Below are 25,348 nucleotides of genomic sequence, written 5' to 3'. Positions count from 1 at the left end.
ATAATGAACAGCAAAAAATTTAATGACTTATATTTTAAGGATAATGTTTCCGCGTTTGAGTATGCATGCAAGTATTCTGTTACCGACATAAGACCAAAGCAAGGGCTTATCGCAATAGTAGAGGATGAACCAGATAAAGATGGTAACGGGGATTACTACTGTACAGTGAAGGTAAGCTCTGATGACGGAGGGTTTATTGTCCCATCTGCGATTGCGACCAAAGAAGATAAGGTCGTAATAAAAGGTAGTCTTGTGATATGGGTACCCTATGAGCATAGTGAAATTATTGCAAGTACCCTTGGCGATGACCGCAAAGGGTGGGTTGGCTTTATTGTGGCGACAGTAAAACCAACATTAAAAAATGATTCTGGTTGGCAGGTAGATAAACGCCTTGTCTAGTTTTTTCACCTTACCCTGATCTGTCTTTCTATTGCCTCTCACATCACACTATCGTATAGTCATATGGCAGCGGCAAAATCCGCTGCCGGGATTGGTCTCCCGGACAACAGCAAAGCGCATAGCCGCGCCAGCGGTTTTTTTATGCGCAGCGTTTGCACACGCATTCAATGGTGGGCTACGTGGGGGCACTGAAAGGTGCGCCGGGTTCCTTTGCTGACCGGTTAGACCAACCCCGCGTAGTTCACCACCCAAGATTGGTCTCTATGGTGGTGAATCCTTTTATTCAGCAAAGGAATAATCCATGAGCAACATCACCCACCCTTTTACGCCCACACCAGAAATCACAATCCGCAGTGGTCAAGCCGTCACTACCTCTCAGTCCGTAGCAAATTTCTTTGGCAAGCTGCATAAAAACGTTATCCAGAAAATAAAATCACTAGAGTGCTCACCTGAATTCATGACGGCTAACTTTTCAGCCGTCGCGATGAAGGTTCAGGCTGGTTTTGATGAGCGAGAAACGGAAGCCTACGAAATCACCAAAAACGGCTTCGTGTTCCTCGTCATGGGCTTCACTGGCAAAAAGGCCGCAGCATTCAAAGAGGCTTACATTGCTGAGTTTGATCGCATGGAGGCCGAGCTGCTTTCATCAGCGGTAAATTACCAGTTTGACGGCCGCCTGCTGCTTACGGTTAAAAATGGCGTGATGGTGAATTCCAGCGTACTAAGAGATGATCAACATGTCATGGCTATGGATGGTTTTTTTCATGTGGCGCGCAGGGCTGGTTATATCATTGCTCATATTGAAGATCTGCAAAAGTTAACCGAAAACCCACTGCGAGTGATTGGTGATAAGATGAGCAAGCTATCGACGTCCAACTTCTAATTTTATAGAGGGATACTATGAGTAAGAACTTTGAATTCCCACCCGAGCACGTTCTATTGAGCGATTGTATTGATACCCTATCTGTAGCGGATGGGTTAATTGATACTGTTATCGACAGGACAATGGATGGTAGAAGTAGAAATGAATTGGATATGGCTAAAGAAAAAATCAATGCCGTAAAACATATCATCGAAGTTTTACAGAGCGCCAGATAGTCAGGAAACCGACCGCCACCCCGCACCACCATAGCCTCATGCTAACCATGGGGCTATTTTTATGCACAACGATTACAGAACCCGCCTTACCGCACTCAGCGACAAGTTAACCGACGTTGTACTAGAAGAAGCCGATCCGGATAACTGGCCGGGCGCCGGCAAGGAATCCACCAAACACACAAAGCAGGAGCGCGGGGATCGGTACTGGTGCAAGAAGAACGCGGCCGCATCGCTCACGCTGCTTGTGAAGGTGCATTCGCTGATCGGCATGCACACGCGCGGTGGGGTGCCTAAGGCTGGTGATGATCCAGACGATGAAGCGTTCAAGCTGGGCCAGCAGGTGGCCAGTGCTGAAAAAGCCGCAATGGCGGTATTAGAACGCATCCAGAATAAGAAGAAATGATCTCCTTTGTTGCGTTTTTTATCATGTGGGCCGAGCGCATGCGGTGGGATGTGCCGGACTGCCACTATCGCGCCTGCCACTGGCTGGAGCATCGCGGGGATCTCGCTGTGCTTCGGTGCTTTCGCGGTTTCGGTAAATCCACGCTACTGGCCGTGTATAACGCCTGGCGCTATTACCAGAATCACCAGTACCGCATTCTGCACCAATCTGAATCCGATCCTACAGCGTACAAAACCAGCCGCGACACGCAAAACGTTATCCGCAATCACCCATTAACGCGCGGCATGTTGCCGGACGGGCAGGGAACCGTAGAGCAGTGGTGGGTAAACGGTTCGCTGGATATGCGCAACGGCTCCATGTACGCCAAGGGCATTCTATCGAACGTCACTTCTGCTCGAGCAGACGAGTGCCAAAACGACGATGTGGAAGTACCGCGCAACATTCAAACCCCAGAAGCCCGCGAAAAACTCCGGTACCGGCTGGGGGAGCAAACTCACATCCTGGTACCTGGTGGCCGTAAGCTCTATATCGGTACCCCGCACACGCACGACAGCTTATACGATGAGGTGGAAAAAATGGGGGCCGACTGTCTCACGATAAAGCTATTCAATTTTGAGCACCGTATTGAAGAAGCAGAAGCCAATAAAACGCGCTATGTGCTGCCGTTCCGGCCCGAGTATGTTTTTGTTGGGATCCATATCGGTGCACGGCTGCTGGTCGAAGGCACCGATTATCAGTTAACGCCAGACGGTATTATTTTCGCTGCGCCCCCTGGTACCACTATCGACTGTTACGCTGGTTGCGAATGGCCAGAACGCTTCACGCGGGAGGAGATGGAGAAGCGCCGGAAGGAAACCCGCACGCTTAACGAGTGGGACAGCCAATACCAGCTTCACAGTAAACCGGTTAGCGAGTCACGCCTTAACCCGGATCGCATCCGTGAATACAGCGTCCACCCAGAAATTCGTTATGCAAGCGGCGGCTGCTCTATGTGGCTGGGCGGCGTTCAGATTGTGGGGGCGGTGGCTTATTGGGACGTTGCCCTGGGTAAAGTTAAATCGGATGCCGCCGCCTTCTCGATCATGCTGACCGACGCACGCGGCCACCTGTACTGGCATAAATGCGTAGGCCTGATCGGGGAATTGGCCGACTTTGACGCTAACGACAAAATCGTTGGTGGCCAGGTAGTGCAGATCAGGGAACTGGTAACTAAATTCCAGATCCCCCGCGTTGTGGTTGAAGTCAACGGGCCGGGCGGGTTCGCGCCGAAACTGTTACGCCAGGCGCTAAAAGGTACCGGGTGCGGAGTGACGGAAGAATTTTCCGTTGCCAACAAGCAGAAACGCATCCTTGACGCATTCGAAGCACCGCTATCGTCACAGTTCCTGTGGGCGCATACCGAGGTTCTCGACGGCCCGATGTACGCGCAGATGCAGGATTTCAATCCGATATTAACCAACCAGGACGACGATTACATAGACTCCGGAGCCGGGGCAATTCATCAAACACCGGTACGCATAGGGAAATTGGTCGGGAAACCGACCGCGCAACAGCGCGAAAGTTGGCAGCCATACGACGGAGATCACGAGGTCACCGTGGACTACTGACCGAGGCCCGCAAATGGCAATCCCCAACCAGACCCCTTACAACATTTTCAACGCCAACGGCATCAGCACCGTTTTCCCGTATGAATTTTACCTGCTCAATGCCTTCGATCTCACTGTATCGATCAACGGCGCTGTACAGACAACTGGCTTTACCGTTTTGGGGATTGGCAATGTTGATGGCGGGCAGGTAGTTTTTTTAACTCCACCGGCTAACGGCTCTGTGATTTTGCTTCAACGTCTAGTCCCTACTTACCGCCTGACCGAATACCAGGATAATGGCGATCTGCTGGCCGATACGGTCAACAAGGATTTTGACAGGTTGTGGATGGCAATTCAGCAGGCGTTTCTGTATCTCGGCTTAACGCTTAACCGTCCGCTGTTGGGTGGGCCGTTCAATGCGATGGGGTACCGGATTGAGAATTTAGCCGATCCGATTAACGCGCAGGACGCGGCAACAAAAAACTATGTTGATGCAACGGCGGATAACCGCTTTATTCGTACGCTGCGCGTTCCTGAATCATCAGTCGCCATGCTGCCCAGCGCATCAGTGCGTAGTAATAAAATCCTGGCATTTAATAGTGCGGGTGATCCGATATCAGTACTTCCGGAGAGTGGATCTGCTGCTAATGTGATGATAGAACTCGCAAGCGCCGAGGATGGCAGAGGCGACGCGCTGATTACGGTAAAGCAACCGTTTATCGGTGCGGTAGCCAGAACGCAGCATGATAGAAATGCGAACACGGTGTATCTATCAGACTTTGCGTACACGAATGATATTTCAGTTGCAATTCAGTCGGCACTTAATTACCTGGAAAGTGTTGGAGGTGGCCGTTTAATTTGCCAGTCAGGAACGTTTGATGCAGTAACAACGGTATCAAAAACAATAACAACGCGAATCACTATTGAATTAAATGGAACTTGGATAAGAAAAACACAAGAGGGACACACTCTATATATAGTTCTGGCAAACGATACGGCAGGGCTAGAGATAACGGGAACTGGAATTTTCTATGGTTCATTCCCAGAAAACTCCACTTATGCAAGTGCATTAGTCGTTCTCGGTGGCAACGGTATTCGCGCCCTGTCTATATCTAGTAGCGTTGGTTTCGTTGGTTGGGCTGCTGGAAGGTTTAACGCATTTATCACCTTGAATGGCGTTTCTGAGGTGCATATGAATGGTGTTTATATTCGTGGAGGTAGTGCTACAAATAGAACCACATACGGCATACTAATATTAAGCGAATATGCCCCATCTTTATCACACTCATATCATGCTCTTGATATCGCGAGATGTGAAGAATGCATTTATGCATACAGCACTACATCGCCCGGAATAGAAGGGCTAAAATTTATTGATTGTGATTTCACCTCGGCAAAACATGCCGTGAATTATGTGCATACGCTAGGGACTGGTTATTACCCTCCACAAATAGAGATTATCAACTGCCATTCAAATACGCATTCATATTGCTATAAAATTGAAAAGGCACTGAATGTGAAAATCATGGGTGGATTACAGTATCGCGGTGGATACCCACAGCCAGACTTCCCATCCCAACTTACTGACGGTTGGGTTTATTTAAAAAATACACAGGATAACGTGATTGCTACATCGCTTGTGATGGCCGGGGGAGCAATAGACGCAAATCCTGTGACAATGGAAAACTGCGCCCTAACACGAATACATGGCTGTTTGTTTCAAAACACATCTAATAAATCAGCAGTAAAAATAAAAGGAACTAACTCATCATTTTTTTTATCACAAGATAATATCAAGACAAATAATGGAGGCTGGTTTGATGAAAGTGAAATGATAGCAAGCCCGCTTACAATTCGCATCGAAAAGGGGATTGAACTAACTACAGGAATTGCCGCTGATAGGGCTTTGGTTAATGCCGAGGTTTCGTTTTCTGCCGGGAATATTGATGTGGGAAAATGCAGGCTTGGGGGGGTAACAATAGTCGGTGCTAATAGCGGTAACGTAATATCCAGCATTACAAATGTGAGGAACGGATATGAATACTTTATAATTTGCCTTACCCCTGGCGTCATCATTCAGCACAATACAGAAATAATTCTTAGTGGTGGTGTTAATTTTACATTTACGTCACAGGTGAATGTGATAACTCTGCGCGCTGAAAATGGAATTATGAGACAAATATCTAAGCAGGCTTAATGCCTGTTATGACGGCATATAGGCTACATAAATTAACGGTAACAGTATGAGAATGGAAAGAATCACTACAAATTTATCATATGGGGCATCCGGTAGTAGTGCTGTTTTCGGTATTGCCCAATTTCTTGATCGCTTCTCCCCAGAACAATGGGCAGCCATCGGCGTGATCGGTGGCTTATTCTTCGCATTTCTTACTTGGTTGATGAATCTGTATTTCAAGTTACGTGAAGACCAGAGAAAAGAAAGGGCGTATCGGGAGACTAATAATGAACAAGCTGAATAAAGTTGCCGCTGGCGTCGTCTGTTCCGTTTCAGTGGTTATCGGCATTGTCCTGTCTAACGGCAACGTGCATACAAGCAAAGCCGGATTAGAGTTGATCGGCAATGCTGAATCTTGCCGCCTTGAGCCGTACCTTTGCCCGGCTAATGTGTGGACGGACGGTATAGGCAACACGCACGGCGTAAAGCCCGGAGTGCGAAAAAGCATTGACCAGATCGCCGCCGATTGGGAGCGCAACATTCTGGATGCCGAACAGTGTGTGAACCGTAACGCCAATGGCCAGCGTTTACGGCAGGGTGCTTTTGATAGTTCCGTGAGCCTTGTGTTTCGTGTCGGCTGCACGACTGCGCAGAAATCGACGCTGTTCTACATGCTGCGTCATGGCCGCGTTGATGAAGCCTGCGAACAGTTCCCGCGCTGGGTGTGGGCGGCGGGTAAAATCCTGCCGGGTTTAGTTACAAGGGCCAGTAAGGAGCGCGCATTATGCCTGGCAAAATAACCACCGCCATTGTGATCTGTCTGGCGCTGGCTGCTGTCGTCGGTGCTGGTGCCTGGCTGGCCAGCAGACATTATCAACCCACGATCGACAACCTCAACCGTGAATTGACCACATGCCGGAATAGCAACAAACAGCAGGCGGCGGCGATCGATAGCCAGAATGCCGGAGTTACCGCGCTGCAAACCCTCGAAGCTTTACGCAAAGCGGCGGCCGCCGAAGCGCAGAAGCAGGCAGTGGAAGCGGCAAAAGGTGATTACGCCAAGGCTAACGCCGTGATGACTGAGCGTAGCGACGGGGATTTGTGCGCGGCTGCGTCGGTGGCTTTTGATGCTGAATTGAAACGGGAGCGCAGCCAATGAAAAGGCTATTTGCGATCATCATCTTGGTGCTGGCCGGTTGCACAAATAAACCGGTACCGCCCGCGTACGTTGAAGTTAAAGTGCCGGTGGCGGTACCATGCAAAACTGCGCCTGTGTCGGTACCGGCGTTCGCTGTTGACCAGTTACCGATCGGTGCGCCCATCGATGTACAGATGCGTGCGCTACGCGCAGAACGGCATCAGCGGATCGGTTACGAGCGGGAATTGTTGACGGCGAATGAGGCATGCAATTAGGCGTTCGTAACATGGCGTATTTCGGTGTTATAACTCAATGATTCGCCAGTGTACGATAATTGCGCCATGTTATGATTTTTACCGTAACCGCATGTTTTTAATGGTGTTAATTATGAATTTAAAATCCCTCGGCTTATGGCTGTGCGGGTTCAAGTCCCGCCCCGGGTACCATTAAAAAAATAGACGTCAATAGGCGTCTATTTTTTGTTTGAAATCCACGAATTACTCGCTTTTCCCGCATCTTCTGCTCTCCATAAGTCAACGCAATTCAACCCACATCAAGCAGCTTGTACGTATACATTTGAGTATATGTGCTGTTTTTATAATGCTCAGCGCCTGTACTGATTGTGACGGAGGGATGATGTCCGCCTCCTCTTGCTCAGTGAATAGAATTCCTTATTTGGCGTTAATGACTCCTTTGGTGCCTGCGTCGCTATCCATCCACACATCTTCACCCTTGAGGCGGCGATCTCCTTGAATGGTATAGGTGATGAACTTATCCTTGAACACTAACGCCCCATCAGATTTTTTTGCACTGACCTTTTTGCCGTTGACCAAGACGTGGTTCTTGGCATCGATACTGATTGTCGCTACCGTGGCACCAGTCTGTGGGGCGGTGGCAACCCATTCACCGGTATATGGGTTGGCACTGGTATCCGTGCTTGCTGTTGCCCCAAAGCCTGCCTCGATATTCTGGGCCTTGGTTTTGTGAATGTCACAGCCCTGGGCTTCGGTCACTTGAGTGCAACCGGAGCGCTCAAGCTGCTGGGCATACTTTGCATTGATGGCATGTGCCGGGGTGATACCAAGCACAGTAAGCGTCAAAATAAGAGCGGTATGCTTTAACATCTTTATTCCTCCAAAGGCTAGCCAGGTAATTTTTTCGTGTTGTTGCCACATACGCACTCAGGATCGCCAGAACGTGCGTGAGCACAGGATAAGAATCGGGTAAATCTCCAATCTGCCAAACAGCATTGCGGCACACATCAGCCATTTGGCTGGTGAACTTAAGGTACCAAAGCCCGCTGCGGTTTCGCCAAACCCTAAGCCCATATTATTAATGCAGGCTGCGACAGTGGCGAAAGATGTCATAAGATCGTAACCCATCAGGTTTAACGCCCAGATGAAGAAACAGCTGAAAAAGATATAGAGAAAAAAGAAACTCCACACGGAACGCAATACGCGATCCTGAATGGGCGTATTTCCTACCTTGATGGTATAAACCGCATTAGGGTGCAGCATCTGGTGGATTTCACGCCGGCTCTGTTTGTACATGATCAGGAAACGAAGTGCCTTGATCCCCCCGCAGGTAGAACCTACACAGCCGCCAAAGAAGCTGGATGCGAGCAGGATGATCACCGTGTGAGAAGGCAATTTAGCGTAATCTGCGGTTGCCAATCCGTTGTCAGTCATCATTGAACTGGTAAGCAGAAATCCATGGACAAAAGCATCCTTGACGCCATACATCTTCGAACTGAAGAGTTGTAGGCATACCAACGCCATCACAATGGCAAGCGCCAACAGAAAGAAGCGTAATTCAGGGTTTTGGTATAGTGGCTTTAGGCTACGGCGCTGAGCGGCGACAAAATAAAGCGTAAAGCTGACGGCCGCGAGTATTGAGAAAATACCGCCAACCATTTCGACGGCGGAGCTGTCAAAAAAACCCAGGCTCTCATTACGGGTAGAAAATCCGCCTAACGAAACCGTCGAAAGGGCATGGCATAGCGCGTCAAACCACTGCATGCCAGCTAGACGGAACGCCAGAACGCACAGTAACCCCAGAAGCATATAGATTGACCACAGACTTTTGGCGGTATCGGCCAATCGCGGTGTCAGGCGTTCTTCTTTAAATGGGCCGGGTGTTTCAGATTTATACAGTTTGGTGCCACCAATGCCCAGTAAGGGTAGGATCGCCACCGCCAGCACAATGACGCCCAAACCACCGATAAAGTTAAGTTGAGCGCGGTAATAGAGAATAGATTTCGGGACATCGCTAATATCATTCAGTACCGAGGCTCCCGTCGTAGTGATGCCAGATACGCCTTCAAATATGGCGTCTGTCAGGCTGATATTCAGGGTGTCATCCAGCCATAACGGCAGGGCGCTGATAAGAGAGAAAAATATCCAGAATAGTACGATGATCAAAAAACCATCTTGAGTACGCAGTTGCACTTTCTTTTGACGCGAGGCCTGCCAACAGGCTCCACCCAGCAAACTGGCGATAATTAAGGTGTAGAAAAATGAAAACAGACTGTTTTCTTTGTAAATAAGAGCCATTATTATCGGCGGGAGCATAGAAAGGCTATAAAGCAGAACCAGAAAACTGCAAAGATTGATAACGACTAACGTTTGTTTTTTATTAACCATGGCTTTATGCAGATTACGTCAGCGGCAACCGGGCACCTTTGGTGAATTATCCTATAAAGAATAAAGCAAGTGGCGTAAAACGCGTAAGATTTTAATATCGAATGTAAATTAATGCGTTGGGTCAACTGTTCATCGCGGTTAGCAATCGGCAAGAGGAATTAGTCATGAGCCTACTCTCACCCTGCAAGTTACGGGGTTCTATCCTTTGCTAAACTATAAACAGGCAGATGTGCTGCTGAGCAACAGGAGGTCGATATGTCTGAGTCCGAACTGCTTCAGGCGTTGTTGCAACGTGTTGCAGCATTGGAGGCTAGAGAACAGTCACTGACCGCCGCCTCAAATGCCTATCAAGCCATTATCACTACCATTCTGGGCAATCTGGATAAATCTACACGCGATAAGGTTATCGCGATGATCGATCAGGCCCATGAAATTGCCTATGTGCGTGCCGCGCAGCATTGTGATGAACCGAAGAAGCGTAAAATCAAGCAGGCTGATGATGTTGCTCAACGCATGTTTATGGTTGCCCAAGGGAAAGTCTCACAATCGCGGTAAACCCGAGATATAACAGTTTGCGGTGGATAATATCGTAACTGATCTACCTTGCTGAACTGTACTTATGTTAGCGTGAACAGATAGTAGTGATATTCCCTTATTGCTTGAAGCCGTAGCGTTGTGGGCTGCAACTCCAAGTACTTTGGGATGAGTAATGATGCGCTTATGCATAAGGTTATTACGATGGATACGATCAAAAACATCTTGGTGAAAGAAATCGAGCTGATTAACCAGCAAGAGGGGCGTGATGGCAAACCGCGATTCAACAGCGAGTTTGCCCGCAACCATCGCTATCTGTGTCTTGCCATGTTCGCAGGCTATTTGGCCGTGGTTGCCGTGATGTATCCGGTGCCTTACATGGGGCTAGTGGCGTTCTTCGGTTTTACGGCTTTTGTGCTTTTCATGTTTGCCATGTTGTTGCTTGAGATTAAACCGGTTTACCGTTTTGAAGATATTGGCGTGTTGGATTTACGCGTCTGTTACAACGGTGAATGGTATTTTACCCGCGCATTGTCGCCGCAGGCAGTGCAGGAGCTGCTTAACGAACCTTCCATCAGCATGGCGTTAAAAGCGCGGATGCAGGAAATCATCGCCAACAAGGGTGAGATCGATTTTTACGACGTCTACGATCTGGCGTATTCAAAGAAGCTAGGTAGCCCATCGGCAACGCTGGCTGCGCTGAACTGAAGGGTTTGCGCCGGTGCGGATGTCGATTATAATCCCCCTTTGAAACAGGCTAGTTTGAGGAATTACGATGAGTGATGATATTTTCGATTTTGATATTGATGCCGAATTAGTGAAAGCTGAAGAGAAAGCGGCTCAAAAGGCCAAAGAGGTCCCAGAAATCCTTGAGGATGAAGCGGACTGCGAAGGTTGCAAAATCTGATCGTGACTCCAATAAAAAAAACGCTGCGGCGGTTTTTTTACGCCCGGTGAATAGGGCTTAAAAAAAAGCCCGTGGTTTAGACGGGCATAACACTTGAGTATGAGGGCGACTTATTGTTTTTATCAATGCAGATTAAGCATACGCTCAACCGGTATCTGATGATGTAGTTACATTGTAACAAAATTGTTATCGCGTGCCAGCAGGAGCTCAACGGATTAATCCAGCATAAATCCCCATAGCAATAGCCCCGCTACGGCAGTGGCGCACAGTGCCGAAACCGTGAGTAAAACCTTTCCCAGAATGTCTTTCTCTTGTTCTTGTTGTGCCACGTTATCTTACCTAATCAACATGTTATGAACCAAATTAGCGAGACTCAAAGCCATCACAGCACAAGGGTTATGGCCTGATATTGCGCGCCTGACTCAGGTATTGAGATGGCAAGAGTATCGGGTCTTTGATAATGACTATCATTAGGAGTTTTCCGGGAAGGATAAGTTCCCGGAATATTGTGATTAGCGTTGCGGCAGGGATGATTGGGCTTAATCGGTAACGATCCTGACCCCGATCTTGCTGATTTTATTCGCTTCCATCTCAGCGATGGTCCAGGTTAGGCCATCCCACTCCACCTGGTCACCCAGAACGGCTTCGCCGCCAATCAACTCGGTAACAAATTGGCCGAGTGTCTGTTGGTTATCGATACCTTCCTGCAGGTTTAGACCATAGAGCTGTGAAATATCGCTCAGGCGTGCATCGGATTGCAGAATGAAATCGCCGAAAAAGCGCTCATCGCGTGTAACTGGAGGGGCTTGGCTGAACAATCTACCGAGCATGGGGAGATCGTGCTCATGGCCGATAACACACAAAATATCACCGTCAAGCAGACGGGTACTGCCGCTCGGGTGTAATAACTCTTTGCCACGGAACAGGGCAGCAATATGGGTGCCCGGTGGCATTTTGAGCTCACGCAGCACTGCGCCAACGCACCAGTTTTCAGATGTTAGCTGATAAGTAAACTGCTCCCACTGATTGTCTGGATGCACATCCAACCCCACGCGGGAAATCGGCGTCGGTGCCGGTGGCACTACCACTTTGGCTTTTCTGGCCGCGAAAGAAAGCGTGGTGCCTTGCAGCAACAGCGAAACCAGTACTACGAAGAAAGCGACATTGAAGAACAGACTCGCGTTCGGTAATCCTGCCATCATCGGGAAAACGGCCAGGATCACCGGTACGGCACCACGTAACCCGACCCAGGAGATAAACACCCGTTCGCGCAAGGTAAAGTTGCGAAACGGCAGCAAGCCGAGAAACACCGAGAGCGGCCGTGCAAACAGGATCATCCACAGTGAAAGCAGCAGGGCCGGGATAGCGATCGGTAACAGGTCGTGTGGATTGAGCAATAACCCCAGAACCAGGAACATACCGATCTGGCTGAGCCACGCCAGCCCGTCGAAGGTTTGCACGATGCCGTGGCGGTTGCGGATGGGGCGGTTGCCCAGCATCAGACCACACATATAAACGGCCAGAATGCCGCTGCCGTCCAGCGCAGTGGTGAGCGCGAAGATCAGAATACCGCCGCTGACCGCCAGTAGAGGATAGAGCCCTTCTGCCAGCTTGATATGGTTGATCAGCGTCAGCAACAGCCAACCGCCGCCGAGACCTAAAACAATCCCCACACCGAACTGCTGCAACAGATGAATGAGGAACATCCAGCTCAGGGAGGTTTCCCCTGCGGCAATCATGGCGATGAGCGTAATGGTCAAAAACATGGCCATAGGATCGTTGCTGCCGGATTCAATTTCCAGCGTGGCGCTGACACGTTCGTTCAGCCCTTTGCCACCCAGCAAGGAGAACACGGCGGCTGCATCGGTGGAGCCAATGATGGCACCAATCAGCAATCCCTGAATCAGATCAAGATTAAACAGCCAGGCGGCTGCCATTCCGGTCAGCCCGGCGGTGATGACTACGCCGACGGTGGCCAGAGATAATGCTGGCCACAAGGCGACACGGAATGAACTGACGCGGGTGCGCATGCCACCGTCAAGCAGGATCACGGCAAGGGCCAGGTTACTGACCAGATAGGCAGCTGGATAGTTGTCAAAAACGATCCCCCCTGGGCCATCTACGCCTGCCAGCATGCCAATTGCCAGGAAGATCACCAGAATTGGGATGCCTAATCTTGAGGAGAAAGAACTGAGGAAAATACTTGCCCCCACCAACACGGCACCGATGATGAACAAGTTGTTGATCGTGCTGGCATCCAAAATAGCGATCTCCTGTGGGCAGAATGAGGGGAAGAGTGCATCAGAGCATCAGCTCTGCATAATAATAGCCTGTTTTTCCGGTAAAACGCCAAGGCTGATTACCAAAAGAATTAAGCTATTATTGCTATTTTAAGAGAGATTTACAGAAAAAAGAGGTAAAAGAGGGCTGTTTCTAATTTTTATCTCTATTTATCAGAAGATTGATAGATAGCGATGATAATAAAGCCTGGCTTTGGACAAGGCTTAGCGATGAAAAACCATTAAACCCCGATGGAGATTTAATGGTTTGCCGGTGGATTTTAATGATCGAGTGATTGTAAGGCACGTTTGATCAACTCAGCTGCCAGTTTCCTCTCTGCTTCTGAGATCCCATCGAGATTGAGATTAGCAAGCTCAGCCACCAATACACTGCGATCTTTACCACTGATTGAGGCATCCAGGGTTGAGAGCAACCTGCCCAGAATTTTCAGCAATGTAGCGTTTTCCGGTACTGCTTCGGCGGCCGTGGTGTCTTGATCAGTCATTAAAAATCCTCTCTGTCGTGGCGGAAGGGGCGTAATGCATCCCCTGGGGTCTATCAGCCCAATCGCTACCCTAAGGCGGGGATATGGATTTTTACTTATGCCTGGTAGTTATAACAACTCGATGCGATATGCTCCAGCATAACTTTGTATCAACCTCTGTGGCCGGTGCTAAATGGCGGGCTCAAACCGCTCACCTTGTTTCAGAAAAAACCATGTTAAAATCCACGCCAGCATTGCTTATTCCGCGAACAATCAAGGTGAAAAATTACGTTGTTATCTATCAAGTCGTTAGCACGTTTGGTGCTGTTAACCACCAGCGTAGCGGCATTATCTGGCTGCGGCAGCATCATCAGCCGCACGATACCCGGAGCTGGCCACGGGCATCAATACTATCCAGGGGTACAGTGGGATTTACGCGACACGCCTTGGCGCTATGTCACGGTGATTGATGTACCGCTGTCGATGGTGGTGGATACTTTTATGCTGCCGTTTGATGCCCAGCATGGGCCTTATGAATAAGCGCTGTGGATAGGTAAAGGGCAGATATATTGTCTGCTTTGCGACGATGATTGTCCGTTAAGCGGGAGCAAGACGTGTTCAGGCAGGAAATAATGGCAGGGTACAGCCCTATTTCTTGAGGAGAATCCTGATGTTAACCAATCCTGCAACCAAGTATCGTCCATTTCCGACGATAGATTTACCTGGCCGCCAATGGCCTGGCCGCCGCCAGCAATCGGCTCCACGCTGGTGTTCCAGCGATCTGCGCGATGGCAATCAGGCCCTGGCCGATCCAATGGACAATACCCGCAAGCATCAGTTTTATCAGTTGCTGCTGGAATGTGGCTTCAAAGAGATCGAAGTGGCTTTTCCTTCGGCATCACAGACTGATTTTGATTTTGTCCGCAGCCTGATTGAGCAACGGCTGATCCCCAATGACGTGACAATCCAAGTGTTAACTCAGGCGCGAGACGAACTGATCGATCGCACTTTTGAGGCTCTGCACGGCGCGCCGCGTGCGATAGTGCATCTGTACAATGCCACCGCACCCATGTTCCGTGACATTGTCTTCAAGCAGGATAAGGCGGCCACCGTGGCGTTGGCGGTCAATGGTGTACGTCGTATTCGTCAATGGTGTGAACAACAAACAGAAACCGCCTGGACCTTTGAATATTCACCGGAAACCTTCAGCGCTACCGAACTGGAGTTTGCGCTCGAGATCTGCGAGGCGGTGGCCGATGTCTGGCAGCCTTGCTCGCAACGGCCAATGATTATCAACCTGCCTGCTACGGTGGAAATGAGCACGCCAAATATCTACGCCGATCAAATCGAGTGGTTCTGCCGCCATTTCAGCCAGCGTTCGCAGGTGTGTATCAGCGTACATCCGCATAATGACCGTGGCACTGGAGTGGCCTGTGCTGAATTAGCGATGTTGGCCGGGGCCGATCGTGTGGAAGGTTGTCTGTTTGGCAACGGGGAACGGACCGGCAATGTGGATCTGGTGACGCTGGCACTTAATCTGTACACCCAAGGGATCGCTCCCAAGCTGGATTTCAGCCGCTTGAAACAGGTGGTTGAGGTGGTTGAACAATGTAATCAACTGCCTGTGCATCCACGTCATCCGTATGCCGGTGAATTGATCTTTACGGCCTTCTCTGGTTCGCATCAGGATGCGATTAAAAAAGGCTTTGCGGCCCAGCAATTGCGCAAGGACGGCCTGTGGCAAGTGCCTTATCTGCCGCTGGATCCGGCGGATGTTGGCTGTAATTACGAAGCGGTGATCCGGGTTAACAGCCAGTCTGGCAAGAGCGGGGCCGCCTGGTTACTGGAGCAGAATCACGGATTGGTGCTGCCACGCGGGTTGCAGATTGCTTTTAGTAAAGTGGTACAGCTTGCCACCGACGAAAGCGGCAAGGAAATGACCGGTGCGCAGATCTGGCGTTTGTTCCGCGACAGCTATGGTCTGGTGGAAAAACCAGTGCTGCAGTTGCTCAGCTATCAGACCCATAGCCAGGGCGCTAATGACCACAGTTTTAGTGCGCTGGTTAATCTGCATGGTGAACAGTTGCAGTTACAGGGGGCGGGCAATGGGTTACTTTCCAGCGCGGTGGATGCCTTATGCCAACGTTTTGGCCTGGTGCTGGCGATAGACGATTACCACGAGCACACGTTAGGGCACCAGAGCCACAGCCGTGCGGTAACCTATATCCGCTGTACGGTGGAAAATGGCGAAGCCACCTATGGGGTAGGGATCGACGCTGATTCTGCCAGCGCTTCGTTGCAGGCATTATTCAACGTTGCTGGCTGCTATTTGAGGTAATGACTGGCTGAGCCTGGGAAAAATAGGTGCTGGGCGAGACGCCAAGCAGACGGCGGAACATGGAACTAAAGGCGCTGGGGCTGTCATATCCCAGATCCAGTGCGACTTCCAGCACCGAACTGCCCGCTGCCAGGGCGTTTAACGCGGCGAGCAAACGTGCTCGCCGCACCCAATCAGCAAAGCTCAGGCCAGTCTCACGCTGGAAACGGCGCGACAGTGTCCGGCCACTGATATTGATTTGTTTGGCCGCCAATTCCAGCTCCCAGGTTTGTGCCAGTGACTGCTGAATATCTCGGCACAAGGTCAGCAATTTACCGTCACGGGGTTCTGGCAAGTTCAGCGGCAGAATCGGCAATAGGCGCAATTCATCAAGGATCAGCTCCATAATTCGCTCCTCACGCCCTCCTGCGCGGTAATCGGCAGCAATATCCATGGCGCTGACGATCAGTTCGCGCAGTAATGGGGAGATCTGCACCACCTGACAGAGAACCGGTAAATCAGCACGCGCCAGCGGATCGACAAACAGCGTTCTCACCGCCACATTGCCGGTAAAACGCAGGTTATGCACCACGTTAGCAGGCAACCAGACGCCACGGCTTGGTGGCACCACCCAACTCCCCATACGGGTATTGACCTGCACAACACCGCTGAGGCTGTGGATCAACTGCGCATAGTTATGCTGGTGATCGGGCTCGTAGTCACCATGCTGGTAATCTTTAGCGAAGGGGACAATAGACTGATTTTCTGGCAGATATTGCATCGGGAAACCTGTGTCCATCCATGAAGCGGTCATCGCAGCATGCCATGACCGGCATCATGACACCAGATGCTGGCCACAGGAAAACGCATTTACTGAACGTTGGTTCAAGGGGGAAGGGTTATGCTGTTTCCACGCTAACAGGAGAGAAAATGGACATGCACAATGCCGTATTACGTATCGCCCGCCCAACCGATCGGTTGCCGGAGATCGCACAGATGTACTGCCGTGGCCTAGGTTTTGCACGGCTTGGCGAGTTTGAGGATCATCAGGGTTTTGATGGCATCATGCTCGGCCATCCGCAGCATGCCTATCACCTGGAGTTTACCCATCATCGTGGTGTGCGGGTAGGGCAAGCCCCTACGCAGGACAACCTACTGGTGTTCTATCTGCCAGAAGAGGAACAGTGGCAGGGAATGTGCGAACAGATGCTGGCTGCCGGATTCCGGCGTGTGCAGGCTTATAACCCTTATTGGGATGCCAATGGGCAAACCTTTGAGGACTTGGATGGTTATCGCGTGGTATTACAGCAGCAGGCCTGGCAGATATAAAAAAAGCCAGCGGCAGGCGCTGGCTTTAAAGCTTTGCGGAGCACTCATTAAGCGTTTGCTTTGCCTTGAGTATTCTCCAGCATGCGGCGAATCGGTACGATCAGCAGAATCAGCACTGCGGCACAGATCACCAACGCGATAGAGCAACGGGCGAACAGGGTCGGCAGCAGTTCCAACTTGTCTGCTTTCACATGGCCACCGATCAGGCCAGCCGCCAGGTTACCCAAGGCGCTGGCGCAGAACCACAGGCCCATCAACTGGCCGCGCATTCTGTCCGGTGCCAGCAGGGTCATGGTCGCCAGGCCAATCGGGCTCAGGCACAGTTCACCCAGCGTCAGCATCAGAATACTGCCCACCAGCCACATCGGTGATACACCCGCACCGCCACTGTTCAGCACGTTTTCAGATGCCAGCATCATCACGCCAAAACCTGCGGCCGCAAAGAGAATGCCGAACACGAACTTGGTGATGCTGCTCAGGCGCACCTTATTGCGTGCTAAGGCAGGCCACATCCAGCTAAAGATCGGTGCCAACAGGATAATGAACAGGGCGTTGATCGATTGGAACCACACTGCCGGGATCTCGAAATCACCAATCATGCGGTTGGTGTAGTCGTTAGCGAACAGGTTGAACGACGTCGGTTTCTGTTCGAAGGCAGACCAGAAGAATGCGGCAGAGACCAGCAGGATAAAGCACACCAGCAGGCGCGCACGCTCTTTGCGGCTCAGACCAGCGAAAAAGAACAGGTAGATAAAGTACAGCGTGACCGAGGTGGCAATCACATAAACCAGCATGCTGGCAACGGCCACCGGGTTGATCACGATGATGCCTTGAGAAATCAGGCCAACGATGATGGCAACACCCACGGTCAACGCCACGAGCCAGGCACCGACGCCATTTCTCTTGACTACCGGGCTGTTCCAGGTTGAATCCAGGCCAACTTCGCTGTCATAGCGTTTCATTGATGGCACGGCAAAGATGCGGAAGATAATCAGTGCTACCAACATCCCGATCCCACCGATGCCAAAACCCCAGTGCCAACCATGTGAACGAACCAGCCAGCCGGAAATCAACGGGGCGAGGAAGGAACCCATGTTGATGCCCATGTAGAACAGTGAGAAGCCGCCGTCACGGCGTGCGTCGCCCTGTTTGTACAGCGTACCGACCATCACCGAAATACAGGTCTTGAACAGGCCGGAACCGAGCACGATAAACATCAGGCCGATAAAGAACAGATCGTTACCCATAAACGCCGACAGGGCGATAGACAGGTGGCCGAGTGCGATCAGGAGCGAACCATACCAAACCGCTTTTTGCTGCCCGAGCCAGTTATCTGCCAACCAACCTCCAGGCAGGGCGGCCAGGTACATGCTGCCAGCAAAAATACCGACGATCGCCGAGGCATTCTCGCGTGCCAACCCCATACCGCCGTCATAAACGGTAGCGGCCATAAACAGGATCAATAATGGACGGATGCCATAAAACGAGAAGCGTTCCCACATCTCGGTGAAAAACAGCGAACCGAGCGGATAAGGATGGCCGAAGAAGGTTCGGTTTTCTTTCTGTGTAACAGAGGATTGCATAAAATCTTCCCGATAAAATGTGCCGCCATAAAGCGGCTGTACTGTGGTATGTGTGTGTTTAAGAAAGGTGATCCAACTTGCGCGGATTACCTGACAAAACCTCAGCCGCAACGCATGTGAACCATGGAAAACGTGCTGGCCCTTGTTTCACTTGGCCTGAATTTTAGCTCTGGCGTGATATTTTTTAACCATCTGGTTACTGGGCAATAATTTCGTCTGGTTATCTATATCCCATTTTTTAGATGAAAAGTCGACAAACATCTACTTTCTTGGTTTTTATTTTGTCTAAATGGGAATTTGCATTAACAGGTGGTTTATTGCTCTGAGTTATCTTTAACTTTTTTTAAAACAAGGCATTGATATCGGAGCTTTCTGGAATTAGCTCATAGGCCGGCAGGGTGATTCGACAAGGGAAAAGTGCAGAATATAGGACTTAACTGAGAGGTATTGGTATAAGTGGCGATAAATCTGGCTATTGCTCTTCCTGTAGCCTGTCTTCGCGCATTCTGGCCGGGCGCCGCTGTAGACACCACCAGGAGTAGAAAACGTTAAACACCACCACCATTGCAGTCACGCAGAACACGGCGCGGAACCCATAACTGGCCGATACCGCCGCGCCTAGCAGCGGGCCACTGACATTACCGATATCGCGGAATGATTGGTTATAGCTGAATATCCGCCCGGCAACCTGATTGGTGCAGTTGTAAAGCAGCAGGGTTTGCACCGCAGGCAACAATGCGCCGTCCGCAGCGCCAAGCAGGAAGCGTAACACGCCAAGCTGCCAGGGTTCCTGAACAAATGCCATTGGGATCAGCAGAAGCACGGAAACGATCAGCATACACACCAGAATGCGTTCCGGGCCGATTTTATCCCCCAATTTACCCAATCTGGGTGCGCTCATCAGTGCCGCAACGCCGGGCACTGAGGCGATCAGGCCGCTGATAAAGGCCAGATTGTGAATATCACCGGCTAAATCACGTACATACAGCGTCAAAATCGGCGCAATCGAGCCGGTAGCAATCTGGATGACCATAGATGTCACAAACAGGCTGAGGATCAGCTTGGGGCTTTTTAGCGAAGCGAATACCTGGCGCGCGTGCAACATGTCTTTTTTCTGTACCGGCGTGAATTGTTCCTTCACGTAGAACAACGTCAGCAGAAAGCAGATAAACAGCACGGCCGCGGTGATAAAGAATACGGGACGCAAGCCATACTGATCGGCCAGCAAGCCGCCAATCAACGGGCCGATCAACGCACCGCTGACGCCGCCGGTAGACAGGGTACCCAAGGCCCAACCGCTGCGGTTGCGTGGCACCTGAGTGGCAATCAGCGCGTTGGCATTGGGAATAAAACCGCCCAGCAGCCCCAATACCGCACGCAGCGCCAGAAATTGCCAAATGTTTTGCGCCATTCCCATCAGCACCATCACAATCGACATGCCCAAAGCCGAGCGTAACAGCATCAGCTTACGTCCATGCCGATCGGCAAGCCCGCCCCAGAAAGGAGAGGCAATGGCTGAAAACAGGAAGGTAATGCTGAAAACCAGACCGGACCACATATTCAGTTCTTGATGGCCGGTAACGCCAAGGGCTTCAACGTACAACGGCAGGAATGGCATGATCAGACTGAACGCAGCACCGGCCAGAAAACACCCAATCCAGATGATAAAGAGGTTACGTTGCCAGTTAACAGGTTCTGATGCCAAGGCCATAGATTTCCGTGCAGAAAGTAAAAATTTTGTAATTACATGGGGTAATAGTGCCAAACGGATAGATAGCCTGATAAGTATGCGCTTAGTTGCACGGGTTATCAATTAACCAGCGAGGGGTATGGATAAGAAAATGAAATAAAGTTTTAAAACTAGCGAAGGGGTTATTCCCGCACGCGGCACGTACGGGAACCACGGAACTTTTATATGCCAGCCAGTGCTTCAAACCCGCTAGACGTCAGGGTGAGGGCGACATCGGTGACTTCATAATGGGCCACTGCGTTGAACGGATCCTGCGCTAAAATAGCATCCAGCCGCGACCGTTCAATACCTTTCACCAGGATCACTCCGCCGATGCGCGGATTCTTGCGGCCCGAGGCGATAAAGGTACCTTCCTGATAATGCTGCTTCAACCAGGCAACATGCCCTTCAAGGTGACTGTCGACTTCTTCAATCGGGCGGTGATAGGTCAGGTTGACGACGTACATAGTGGCTCCCTTTGCCAATGATAAAGCCATAACATCACACTGTTTGGCCTGCTTCTCAAGATGGCACTGGTAAAAAAAGTTACGCTGAATAAAGCGAAGGTTCACCTTCCGGGCGGGTTTTGAAACGGCGGTGCAGCCACATATATTGATCCGGCGCCATCAGGATCTCCTTTTCTACCACTTTATTCATAAACGCGGCGGCCACATGTTCGTTATCCAGCGGGAAGTTTTCCACGGTGGGCTGAATGATCAATTCATACCCTTTACCTTCCGGTAGGCGGCGTGGAGTGAAAGGAATAATGGCTGGCTTGCCCATACGTATCAATATATAGCTGCCGGTGGTGGTAGCGGCTTTTTCGACCGCAAACAGCGGAGCGAACACACTGCTGCGCGGGCCGTAATCGTGATCCGGTGCATACCAGATGATTTCGCCCTGTTTCAGCGCGCGGATCATCCCTTTGACATCTTTGCGATCCAGCATCGATTTATTGGAACGCATACGGCCGCGGGTTTGCAGCCAGTCCATCAACGGGTTGTCATGCGGGCGGTAAACCCCAATGCCTGGATTGTGGATACCAAAAATCCGTGCCCCCAGTTCCAGCGTCAGAAAATGCAACCCGATCAGCAATACGCCTTGCTGGTTGGCACGCGCATGCTCAATGTGTTCCAGGCCGCTGACGGTAAACCAGCGTTCGATACGCCAATTTGGCCAGAACCAGGCCATGCCGGTCTCAAACAGCCCCATGCCTACCGACTCAAAGTTCTTTACGAGCAACGCCTCACGCTCGGCTTTTGGCATTTCAGGAAAACACAGCTCAAGGTTACGTCGTGTGATGGTGACTCGGTGTTTAAGAAAACGCATAGCAAATCGGCCCAGCCCAGTACCCAAGTGGTAAATAATCGGGTAGGGGAGCAGGACCAGCAAATACAGTAAACCAATGCCGAACCAGGTGAGCCAGTAGCGAGGATGCAGTAAAGATCGATTAAAAGAAGGAACTTGAGTCATGTGTTCTCAGCTTAGAAGCAGTCATTTAACAGTAATCACAGGGAAACTACAGAGCCTATGATCCGAAGATCTTGCCTCATGCGATGATTTTCCTGCCGTTTATTGTTGTGTATTGTGACATTTTTCTAAGACAACAGGAAAACCCACAGCATTAAAACATCATTTTCTTGCCTTGAGCCGGGTGAGAACGGTGTTTTTTAGGCAAAAACAGCGCTAAAAGACGCTAAGCCGAATAGACGGAGCGGGCGCAAAGACCCGCTCATTGGGTCTTTAATCGTTTTTAAACAAGCCTTTTAGCCCATGCGGTTCTGAACGCCAATACTGTGGCGGTGCCTGTACTTTAGCACCCAGCTTGGCCGCCGCATGCCATGGCCAACGCGGGTTGTAGAGAATACCGCGCGCCAGTGCCACCATGTCAGCCTGGCCGGTAGCGATAATCGCTTCCGCCTGTTCTGGCTCGGTGATTAGCCCCACGGCGATGGTCGGCATGCCAACTTGATGCTTAATGGTCTCTGCAAAAGGCACCTGATAATTCGGGCCAAGCGGGATCTGCTGCTGTGGTGATAGGCCACCGCTAGAAATATGAATGTAGTCACAGCCCAACGTTTTCAAGGCCGTTGCCAGTTCAACCGATTGCGGCTCATCCCAGCCGCCTGCCACCCAGTCGCTGGCGGAAATACGCACGCCAACCGCTTTTTGCGCCGGGAACACGGCCCGTACTTCACTAAAAATTTCCAGCAGTAAGCGCATGCGGTTTTGCAGTGAGCCGCCGTATTGGTCGTCGCGCTGGTTAGCCAGCGGCGAGAGGAACTGATGCAGCAAATAACCGTGCGCACCGTGCAGTTCGATCAGATCGAAACCGAGGCGATCGGCACGCTGTGCGGCGGCGACAAACTGGGCTTTCAATAACTCAATTTGTGCCAGGCTCATGGCTTGCGGAGCCTTATCCTGAGGATTAAAAGGTAACCCGGAAGCCGAAAGGGTTTGCCAGCCACCTTCCGCGCTGGAAAGCTGCCCGCCGCCTTCCCAAGGAACAGCGCAGGAGGCTTTACGGCCCGCATGGCCCAATTGGATGCCGAGCGGCATGGTGGCGTGTTTTTTGACGGCCTGAACCACCGCTGCCAAAGCCTGTTCAGTCGCATCATCCCACAAGCCCAAATCTCCCGGCGAAATACGGCCTTCTTGTGACACCGCGGTGGCCTCCACAATCAGCAATCCGGCCCCTGATAGCGCCAGGTGGCCGAGGTGCATGGTGTGCCATTCGGTAGCTTTACCGTTATCGGCTGAATACTGGCACATTGGCGCGATAATGATGCGGTTGGGCAACGGTAGTTGCCCTAAGGTGATGGGGGTAAAGAGCTGGCTCATAATGTCCTCATGGTCCGTCAGAATAGAGAGTACGGTAGTGATTAGGCTTATCGGGATTGACGAATAACGTCAAGTTTTGTGTGCTAAGCCTGGCCGTTGGGTTAATGCTGTGTTACCGCGTATTTTCGGGTATTATGTGCGCCGCGCGCGGGCCAGCGGCCTGAACGCACTCAATCAGTCACCCCTCGAAAGACAGGAAAGTACACCATGCCAGTGTTACATAACCGAATTTCTAACGAGGAACTGAAGGCGCGTATGCTGGCTGAAACCGAGCCACGCACCACAGTTTCTTTTTATAAATATTTTACCCTTGATGACCCTAAGGCGTTTCGCGACAGCCTGTATATTCAGTTCGATAAACTGAAGGTTTTTGGCCGCATCTATGTGGCTAAAGAGGGCATCAATGCGCAGATCAGCGTGCCGCAGAGCCATTTTGACGCCTTCAGAACCACCTTATTTGCCGCCCACCCGGCGCTGGAACAGGTGCGGCTGAACGTTGCTCTGGAAGACGATGGTAAATCCTTCTGGGTGCTGCGCTTGAAAGTCCGTGAGCGCATCGTCGCTGATGGCATTGACGATGCCACTTTTAACCCGGCGAATGTGGGTGAATATTTACAGGCCGACCGCGTCAACCAGATGATTGACGATCCGAATACTGTATTTGTGGATATGCGTAATCACTACGAGTATGAAGTCGGGCATTTTGAGCATGCAATCGAAGTACCTTCCGACACTTTCCGCGAGCAGTTGCCGATGGCGGTGGAGATGCTACAGGAGCAGAAAGACAAGAATATTGTCATGTACTGCACCGGTGGGATCCGCTGTGAAAAGGCCAGCGCCTATATGTTGCATAACGGTTTTAAGAACGTTTATCACGTGGAAGGCGGGATCATCGAGTATGCACGCAAGGCGAAAGAGCAGGGTTTACCGTTGAAATTTATCGGCAAGAACTTTGTATTTGACGAGCGTATGGGGGAACGTATCTCTGAAGATGTGATTGCCCACTGCCATCAATGTGGCGAGCCCTGCGATACGCACACCAATTGCCTGAATGACGGCTGTCATCTGCTGTTTATTCAGTGCCCGAGCTGTGCCGCCAAGTTTGCAGGCTGTTGCAGTGAGAGTTGCCGTGAAGAGCTGAAGTTGCCGCGTGACGAACAGCGTGCGCGCCGTGCCGGCCGGGAAAATGGCGTCAAAATCTTCAATAAGTCTAAGGGATTGTTGCAGACTACGATGTACATACCGGAACCCAAAAAGTAGGGCCCAGAAAACTGAGCCCATTTTGCAAGGGTGCGAAATCAGCGCCCTTGTTTATTACTTCTCGCGAACACCTTCCACAGAAATAATCAGCTCAACTTCTTGAGAAGCCGGGCCGAGATCGGTGGTGATGCCAAAGTCTTTCAGCTTGATTTTACCGTTAGCTTCGAAACCCGCGCGGTAGCCACCCCAAGGATCGTTACCTTGACCAACCAGTTTGGCATCCAGGGTGACCGGCTTGGTCACGCCGTTCAGCGTCAGGTTGCCGACAACCGCATAGCCTTCACCATTTTTCTTCACTTCGGTGGATTCGAACGTTGCTTGCTTGTGTTTTTCTACGTTCAGGAATTCAGCGCTGCGCAGGTGCTTGTCACGTTCTGCGTGGTTGGTGTCCACGCTGGCGGTATTGATAGTGACGTTCACTTTATCTTTGGCAGGATCCTTTTCATCGAAGGTGAAACCACCGTCAAAGTCCTTGAAAGAACCATATAACCAGCTGTAACCCAAGTGTTGAATGCGGAATTCGATAAAGGCATGTTGCCCTTGTTTGTCGATCTTGAAGTTGGCGGCCAACGCGGAACCCGCGCTCAACAGCAGGGCACCAGCAGTAAGGCCTAATACGGTCTTCTTCAACATAGCAATCTC

Annotated in this window: 28 protein-coding genes; 17 read left to right on the top strand and 11 right to left on the bottom strand. The window is 50.9% G+C overall.

The window, feature by feature from the left end; genetic code table 11:
* The first annotated feature begins 3 nt into the window (after positions 1-3).
* From ACX1CU_RS13575 to ACX1CU_RS13530, 10 genes are all read left to right on the top strand, one after another.
* On the top strand, positions 4-399 hold the full coding sequence (locus ACX1CU_RS13575; protein ID WP_459398832.1) for a hypothetical protein: 396 nt from the start codon (positions 4-6) through the stop codon (positions 397-399).
* Positions 400-700: 301 nt separating this feature from the next.
* Entirely contained in the window at positions 701-1,282 is a 582-nt protein-coding gene (locus ACX1CU_RS13570) for a Rha family transcriptional regulator (RefSeq protein WP_459398831.1), read from the top strand.
* Positions 1,283-1,299: 17 nt separating this feature from the next.
* The gene (locus ACX1CU_RS13565) at positions 1,300-1,497 is read left to right on the top strand and encodes a hypothetical protein (RefSeq protein ID WP_459398830.1); all 198 of its coding nucleotides are present in this window, start codon (positions 1,300-1,302) and stop codon (positions 1,495-1,497) included.
* Between the two features lie 61 nt (positions 1,498-1,558).
* Positions 1,559-1,900, top strand: coding sequence for a hypothetical protein (locus tag ACX1CU_RS13560; protein ID WP_459398829.1), 342 nt, complete (start codon positions 1,559-1,561; stop codon positions 1,898-1,900).
* Positions 1,897-3,507, top strand: coding sequence for a phage terminase large subunit (gene terL, locus ACX1CU_RS13555; protein WP_459398828.1), 1,611 nt, complete (start codon positions 1,897-1,899; stop codon positions 3,505-3,507). The genes ACX1CU_RS13560 and terL overlap by 4 nt, the downstream gene beginning before the upstream one ends.
* A 13-nt stretch (positions 3,508-3,520) precedes the next feature.
* A complete protein-coding gene (locus ACX1CU_RS13550) occupies positions 3,521-5,683 on the top strand; it encodes a phage tail fiber domain-containing protein (protein ID WP_459398827.1) in 2,163 nt (720 codons plus the stop codon).
* 52 nt (positions 5,684-5,735) lie between these two features.
* On the top strand, positions 5,736-5,966 hold the full coding sequence (locus ACX1CU_RS13545; protein ID WP_459398826.1) for a class II holin family protein: 231 nt from the start codon (positions 5,736-5,738) through the stop codon (positions 5,964-5,966).
* Positions 5,950-6,462 (top strand): lysozyme, encoded by a 513-nt coding sequence (locus tag ACX1CU_RS13540; protein WP_459398825.1) that lies wholly within the window; start codon positions 5,950-5,952, stop codon positions 6,460-6,462. Before ACX1CU_RS13545 ends, ACX1CU_RS13540 begins: the two co-directional genes overlap by 17 nt.
* Positions 6,447-6,821 carry a hypothetical protein gene (locus ACX1CU_RS13535; RefSeq protein WP_459398824.1) on the top strand — a complete coding sequence of 125 codons (375 nt, stop codon included), beginning with the start codon at positions 6,447-6,449 and terminating at the stop codon, positions 6,819-6,821. Before ACX1CU_RS13540 ends, ACX1CU_RS13535 begins: the two co-directional genes overlap by 16 nt.
* Positions 6,818-7,075, top strand: coding sequence for a hypothetical protein (locus ACX1CU_RS13530; protein ID WP_459398823.1), 258 nt, complete (start codon positions 6,818-6,820; stop codon positions 7,073-7,075). Before ACX1CU_RS13535 ends, ACX1CU_RS13530 begins: the two co-directional genes overlap by 4 nt.
* Positions 7,076-7,471: 396 nt before the next feature.
* On the opposite strand, the gene ACX1CU_RS13525 is transcribed toward ACX1CU_RS13530, so the two are convergent.
* Both ACX1CU_RS13525 and ACX1CU_RS13520 read right to left on the bottom strand, forming a co-directional pair.
* Positions 7,472-7,924: a hypothetical protein gene (locus tag ACX1CU_RS13525; protein WP_459398822.1), complete on the bottom strand. Its 453-nt coding sequence runs from the start codon at positions 7,922-7,924 to the stop codon at positions 7,472-7,474.
* Between the two features lie 57 nt (positions 7,925-7,981).
* Positions 7,982-9,442, bottom strand: a complete 1,461-nt coding sequence (locus ACX1CU_RS13520) for a TrkH family potassium uptake protein (protein ID WP_459398821.1) — start codon at positions 9,440-9,442, stop codon at positions 7,982-7,984.
* 255 nt (positions 9,443-9,697) lie between these two features.
* Between ACX1CU_RS13520 and ACX1CU_RS13515 the strand changes: the two genes are divergently transcribed.
* The 3 genes from ACX1CU_RS13515 to ACX1CU_RS13505 all read left to right on the top strand — a co-directional run bounded on the left by ACX1CU_RS13515 (position 9,698) and on the right by ACX1CU_RS13505 (position 10,883).
* Positions 9,698-9,997: a hypothetical protein gene (locus ACX1CU_RS13515; RefSeq protein ID WP_459398820.1), complete on the top strand. Its 300-nt coding sequence runs from the start codon at positions 9,698-9,700 to the stop codon at positions 9,995-9,997.
* A 183-nt stretch (positions 9,998-10,180) separates the two neighbouring features.
* Entirely contained in the window at positions 10,181-10,684 is a 504-nt protein-coding gene (locus ACX1CU_RS13510; protein WP_459398819.1) for a YlaC family protein, read from the top strand.
* A gap of 67 nt (positions 10,685-10,751) precedes the next feature.
* Positions 10,752-10,883, top strand: coding sequence for a hypothetical protein (locus ACX1CU_RS13505; protein ID WP_459398818.1), 132 nt, complete (start codon positions 10,752-10,754; stop codon positions 10,881-10,883).
* A gap of 539 nt (positions 10,884-11,422) precedes the next feature.
* On the opposite strand, the gene ACX1CU_RS13500 is transcribed toward ACX1CU_RS13505, so the two are convergent.
* On the bottom strand, positions 11,423-13,144 hold the full coding sequence (locus ACX1CU_RS13500; RefSeq protein WP_459398817.1) for a potassium/proton antiporter: 1,722 nt from the start codon (positions 13,142-13,144) through the stop codon (positions 11,423-11,425).
* A 299-nt stretch (positions 13,145-13,443) separates the two neighbouring features.
* On the bottom strand, positions 13,444-13,668 hold the full coding sequence (locus ACX1CU_RS13495; RefSeq protein WP_459398816.1) for a hypothetical protein: 225 nt from the start codon (positions 13,666-13,668) through the stop codon (positions 13,444-13,446).
* 279 nt (positions 13,669-13,947) lie between these two features.
* Between ACX1CU_RS13495 and ACX1CU_RS13490 the strand changes: the two genes are divergently transcribed.
* Together ACX1CU_RS13490 and leuA are read left to right on the top strand one after the other, a co-directional pair.
* Positions 13,948-14,187, top strand: a complete 240-nt coding sequence (locus ACX1CU_RS13490; protein WP_459402808.1) for a YceK/YidQ family lipoprotein — start codon at positions 13,948-13,950, stop codon at positions 14,185-14,187.
* 130 nt (positions 14,188-14,317) lie between these two features.
* Complete coding sequence (leuA, locus tag ACX1CU_RS13485; protein ID WP_459398815.1) at positions 14,318-15,985, top strand: 2-isopropylmalate synthase; 1,668 nt, start codon at positions 14,318-14,320, stop codon at positions 15,983-15,985.
* On the opposite strand, the gene ACX1CU_RS13480 is transcribed toward leuA, so the two are convergent.
* Positions 15,957-16,745 (bottom strand): AraC family transcriptional regulator, encoded by a 789-nt coding sequence (locus ACX1CU_RS13480; protein WP_459402807.1) that lies wholly within the window; start codon positions 16,743-16,745, stop codon positions 15,957-15,959. The two genes, leuA and ACX1CU_RS13480, sit on opposite strands and share 29 nt — an antisense overlap.
* Before the next feature lie 149 nt (positions 16,746-16,894).
* Between ACX1CU_RS13480 and ACX1CU_RS13475 the strand changes: the two genes are divergently transcribed.
* The gene (locus ACX1CU_RS13475; protein ID WP_459398814.1) at positions 16,895-17,293 is read left to right on the top strand and encodes a VOC family protein; all 399 of its coding nucleotides are present in this window, start codon (positions 16,895-16,897) and stop codon (positions 17,291-17,293) included.
* 47 nt (positions 17,294-17,340) lie between these two features.
* On the opposite strand, the gene ACX1CU_RS13470 is transcribed toward ACX1CU_RS13475, so the two are convergent.
* The 5 genes from ACX1CU_RS13470 to ACX1CU_RS13450 form a co-directional block, all read right to left on the bottom strand.
* On the bottom strand, positions 17,341-18,876 hold the full coding sequence (locus ACX1CU_RS13470; protein WP_459398813.1) for a peptide MFS transporter: 1,536 nt from the start codon (positions 18,874-18,876) through the stop codon (positions 17,341-17,343).
* A 472-nt stretch (positions 18,877-19,348) separates the two neighbouring features.
* Complete coding sequence (gene mdtG, locus ACX1CU_RS13465) at positions 19,349-20,587, bottom strand: multidrug efflux MFS transporter MdtG (RefSeq protein WP_459398812.1); 1,239 nt, start codon at positions 20,585-20,587, stop codon at positions 19,349-19,351.
* Between the two features lie 200 nt (positions 20,588-20,787).
* The gene (locus ACX1CU_RS13460) at positions 20,788-21,072 is read right to left on the bottom strand and encodes a YciI family protein (protein WP_459398811.1); all 285 of its coding nucleotides are present in this window, start codon (positions 21,070-21,072) and stop codon (positions 20,788-20,790) included.
* A 79-nt stretch (positions 21,073-21,151) separates the two neighbouring features.
* Positions 21,152-22,078 carry a Kdo(2)-lipid IV(A) acyltransferase gene (locus ACX1CU_RS13455; RefSeq protein ID WP_459398810.1) on the bottom strand — a complete coding sequence of 309 codons (927 nt, stop codon included), beginning with the start codon at positions 22,076-22,078 and terminating at the stop codon, positions 21,152-21,154.
* 270 nt (positions 22,079-22,348) lie between these two features.
* Positions 22,349-23,446: an NADH:flavin oxidoreductase/NADH oxidase gene (locus ACX1CU_RS13450; protein ID WP_459398809.1), complete on the bottom strand. Its 1,098-nt coding sequence runs from the start codon at positions 23,444-23,446 to the stop codon at positions 22,349-22,351.
* Between the two features lie 207 nt (positions 23,447-23,653).
* Here ACX1CU_RS13450 and trhO point away from each other — a divergent pair, with 207 nt between their 5' ends.
* Complete coding sequence (gene trhO / locus ACX1CU_RS13445) at positions 23,654-24,706, top strand: oxygen-dependent tRNA uridine(34) hydroxylase TrhO (RefSeq protein ID WP_459398808.1); 1,053 nt, start codon at positions 23,654-23,656, stop codon at positions 24,704-24,706.
* 54 nt (positions 24,707-24,760) lie between these two features.
* Here the strand turns inward: trhO and ACX1CU_RS13440 are convergent, their stop codons facing one another.
* Complete coding sequence (locus ACX1CU_RS13440; RefSeq protein ID WP_459398807.1) at positions 24,761-25,339, bottom strand: YceI family protein; 579 nt, start codon at positions 25,337-25,339, stop codon at positions 24,761-24,763.
* Between the last annotated feature and the right edge of the window lie 9 nt (positions 25,340-25,348).

It is taken from the genome of Serratia sp. D1N4, assembly GCF_054552755.1.
This window is presented reverse-complemented; position numbering and strand designations above follow the sequence as displayed.

Bases quoted from the DNA above. Each gene is read 5' to 3' on its own strand.
- ACX1CU_RS13525 (WP_459398822.1), bottom strand. From the start codon at position 7,924: ATGTTAAAGCATACCGCTCTTATTTTGACGCTTACTGTGCTTGGTATC.
- ACX1CU_RS13470 (WP_459398813.1), bottom strand. From the start codon at position 18,876: ATGCAATCCTCTGTTACACAGAAAGAAAACCGAACCTTCTTCGGCCAT.
- ACX1CU_RS13450 (WP_459398809.1), bottom strand. From the start codon at position 23,446: ATGAGCCAGCTCTTTACCCCCATCACCTTAGGGCAACTACCGTTGCCC.
- ACX1CU_RS13560 (WP_459398829.1), top strand. From the start codon at position 1,559: ATGCACAACGATTACAGAACCCGCCTTACCGCACTCAGCGACAAGTTA.
- ACX1CU_RS13520 (WP_459398821.1), bottom strand. From the start codon at position 9,442: ATGGTTAATAAAAAACAAACGTTAGTCGTTATCAATCTTTGCAGTTTT.
- ACX1CU_RS13455 (WP_459398810.1), bottom strand. From the start codon at position 22,078: ATGACTCAAGTTCCTTCTTTTAATCGATCTTTACTGCATCCTCGCTAC.
- ACX1CU_RS13545 (WP_459398826.1), top strand. From the start codon at position 5,736: ATGGAAAGAATCACTACAAATTTATCATATGGGGCATCCGGTAGTAGT.
- ACX1CU_RS13460 (WP_459398811.1), bottom strand. From the start codon at position 21,072: ATGTACGTCGTCAACCTGACCTATCACCGCCCGATTGAAGAAGTCGAC.
- ACX1CU_RS13550 (WP_459398827.1), top strand. From the start codon at position 3,521: ATGGCAATCCCCAACCAGACCCCTTACAACATTTTCAACGCCAACGGC.
- ACX1CU_RS13515 (WP_459398820.1), top strand. From the start codon at position 9,698: ATGTCTGAGTCCGAACTGCTTCAGGCGTTGTTGCAACGTGTTGCAGCA.
- ACX1CU_RS13510 (WP_459398819.1), top strand. From the start codon at position 10,181: ATGGATACGATCAAAAACATCTTGGTGAAAGAAATCGAGCTGATTAAC.
- terL (WP_459398828.1), top strand. From the start codon at position 1,897: ATGATCTCCTTTGTTGCGTTTTTTATCATGTGGGCCGAGCGCATGCGG.
- ACX1CU_RS13495 (WP_459398816.1), bottom strand. From the start codon at position 13,668: ATGACTGATCAAGACACCACGGCCGCCGAAGCAGTACCGGAAAACGCT.
- trhO (WP_459398808.1), top strand. From the start codon at position 23,654: ATGCCAGTGTTACATAACCGAATTTCTAACGAGGAACTGAAGGCGCGT.
- mdtG (WP_459398812.1), bottom strand. From the start codon at position 20,587: ATGGCCTTGGCATCAGAACCTGTTAACTGGCAACGTAACCTCTTTATC.
- ACX1CU_RS13480 (WP_459402807.1), bottom strand. From the start codon at position 16,745: ATGCAATATCTGCCAGAAAATCAGTCTATTGTCCCCTTCGCTAAAGAT.
- ACX1CU_RS13565 (WP_459398830.1), top strand. From the start codon at position 1,300: ATGAGTAAGAACTTTGAATTCCCACCCGAGCACGTTCTATTGAGCGAT.
- ACX1CU_RS13440 (WP_459398807.1), bottom strand. From the start codon at position 25,339: ATGTTGAAGAAGACCGTATTAGGCCTTACTGCTGGTGCCCTGCTGTTG.
- ACX1CU_RS13530 (WP_459398823.1), top strand. From the start codon at position 6,818: ATGAAAAGGCTATTTGCGATCATCATCTTGGTGCTGGCCGGTTGCACA.
- ACX1CU_RS13505 (WP_459398818.1), top strand. From the start codon at position 10,752: ATGAGTGATGATATTTTCGATTTTGATATTGATGCCGAATTAGTGAAA.
- ACX1CU_RS13540 (WP_459398825.1), top strand. From the start codon at position 5,950: ATGAACAAGCTGAATAAAGTTGCCGCTGGCGTCGTCTGTTCCGTTTCA.
- ACX1CU_RS13575 (WP_459398832.1), top strand. From the start codon at position 4: ATGAACAGCAAAAAATTTAATGACTTATATTTTAAGGATAATGTTTCC.
- ACX1CU_RS13570 (WP_459398831.1), top strand. From the start codon at position 701: ATGAGCAACATCACCCACCCTTTTACGCCCACACCAGAAATCACAATC.
- ACX1CU_RS13535 (WP_459398824.1), top strand. From the start codon at position 6,447: ATGCCTGGCAAAATAACCACCGCCATTGTGATCTGTCTGGCGCTGGCT.
- leuA (WP_459398815.1), top strand. From the start codon at position 14,318: ATGTTAACCAATCCTGCAACCAAGTATCGTCCATTTCCGACGATAGAT.
- ACX1CU_RS13475 (WP_459398814.1), top strand. From the start codon at position 16,895: ATGGACATGCACAATGCCGTATTACGTATCGCCCGCCCAACCGATCGG.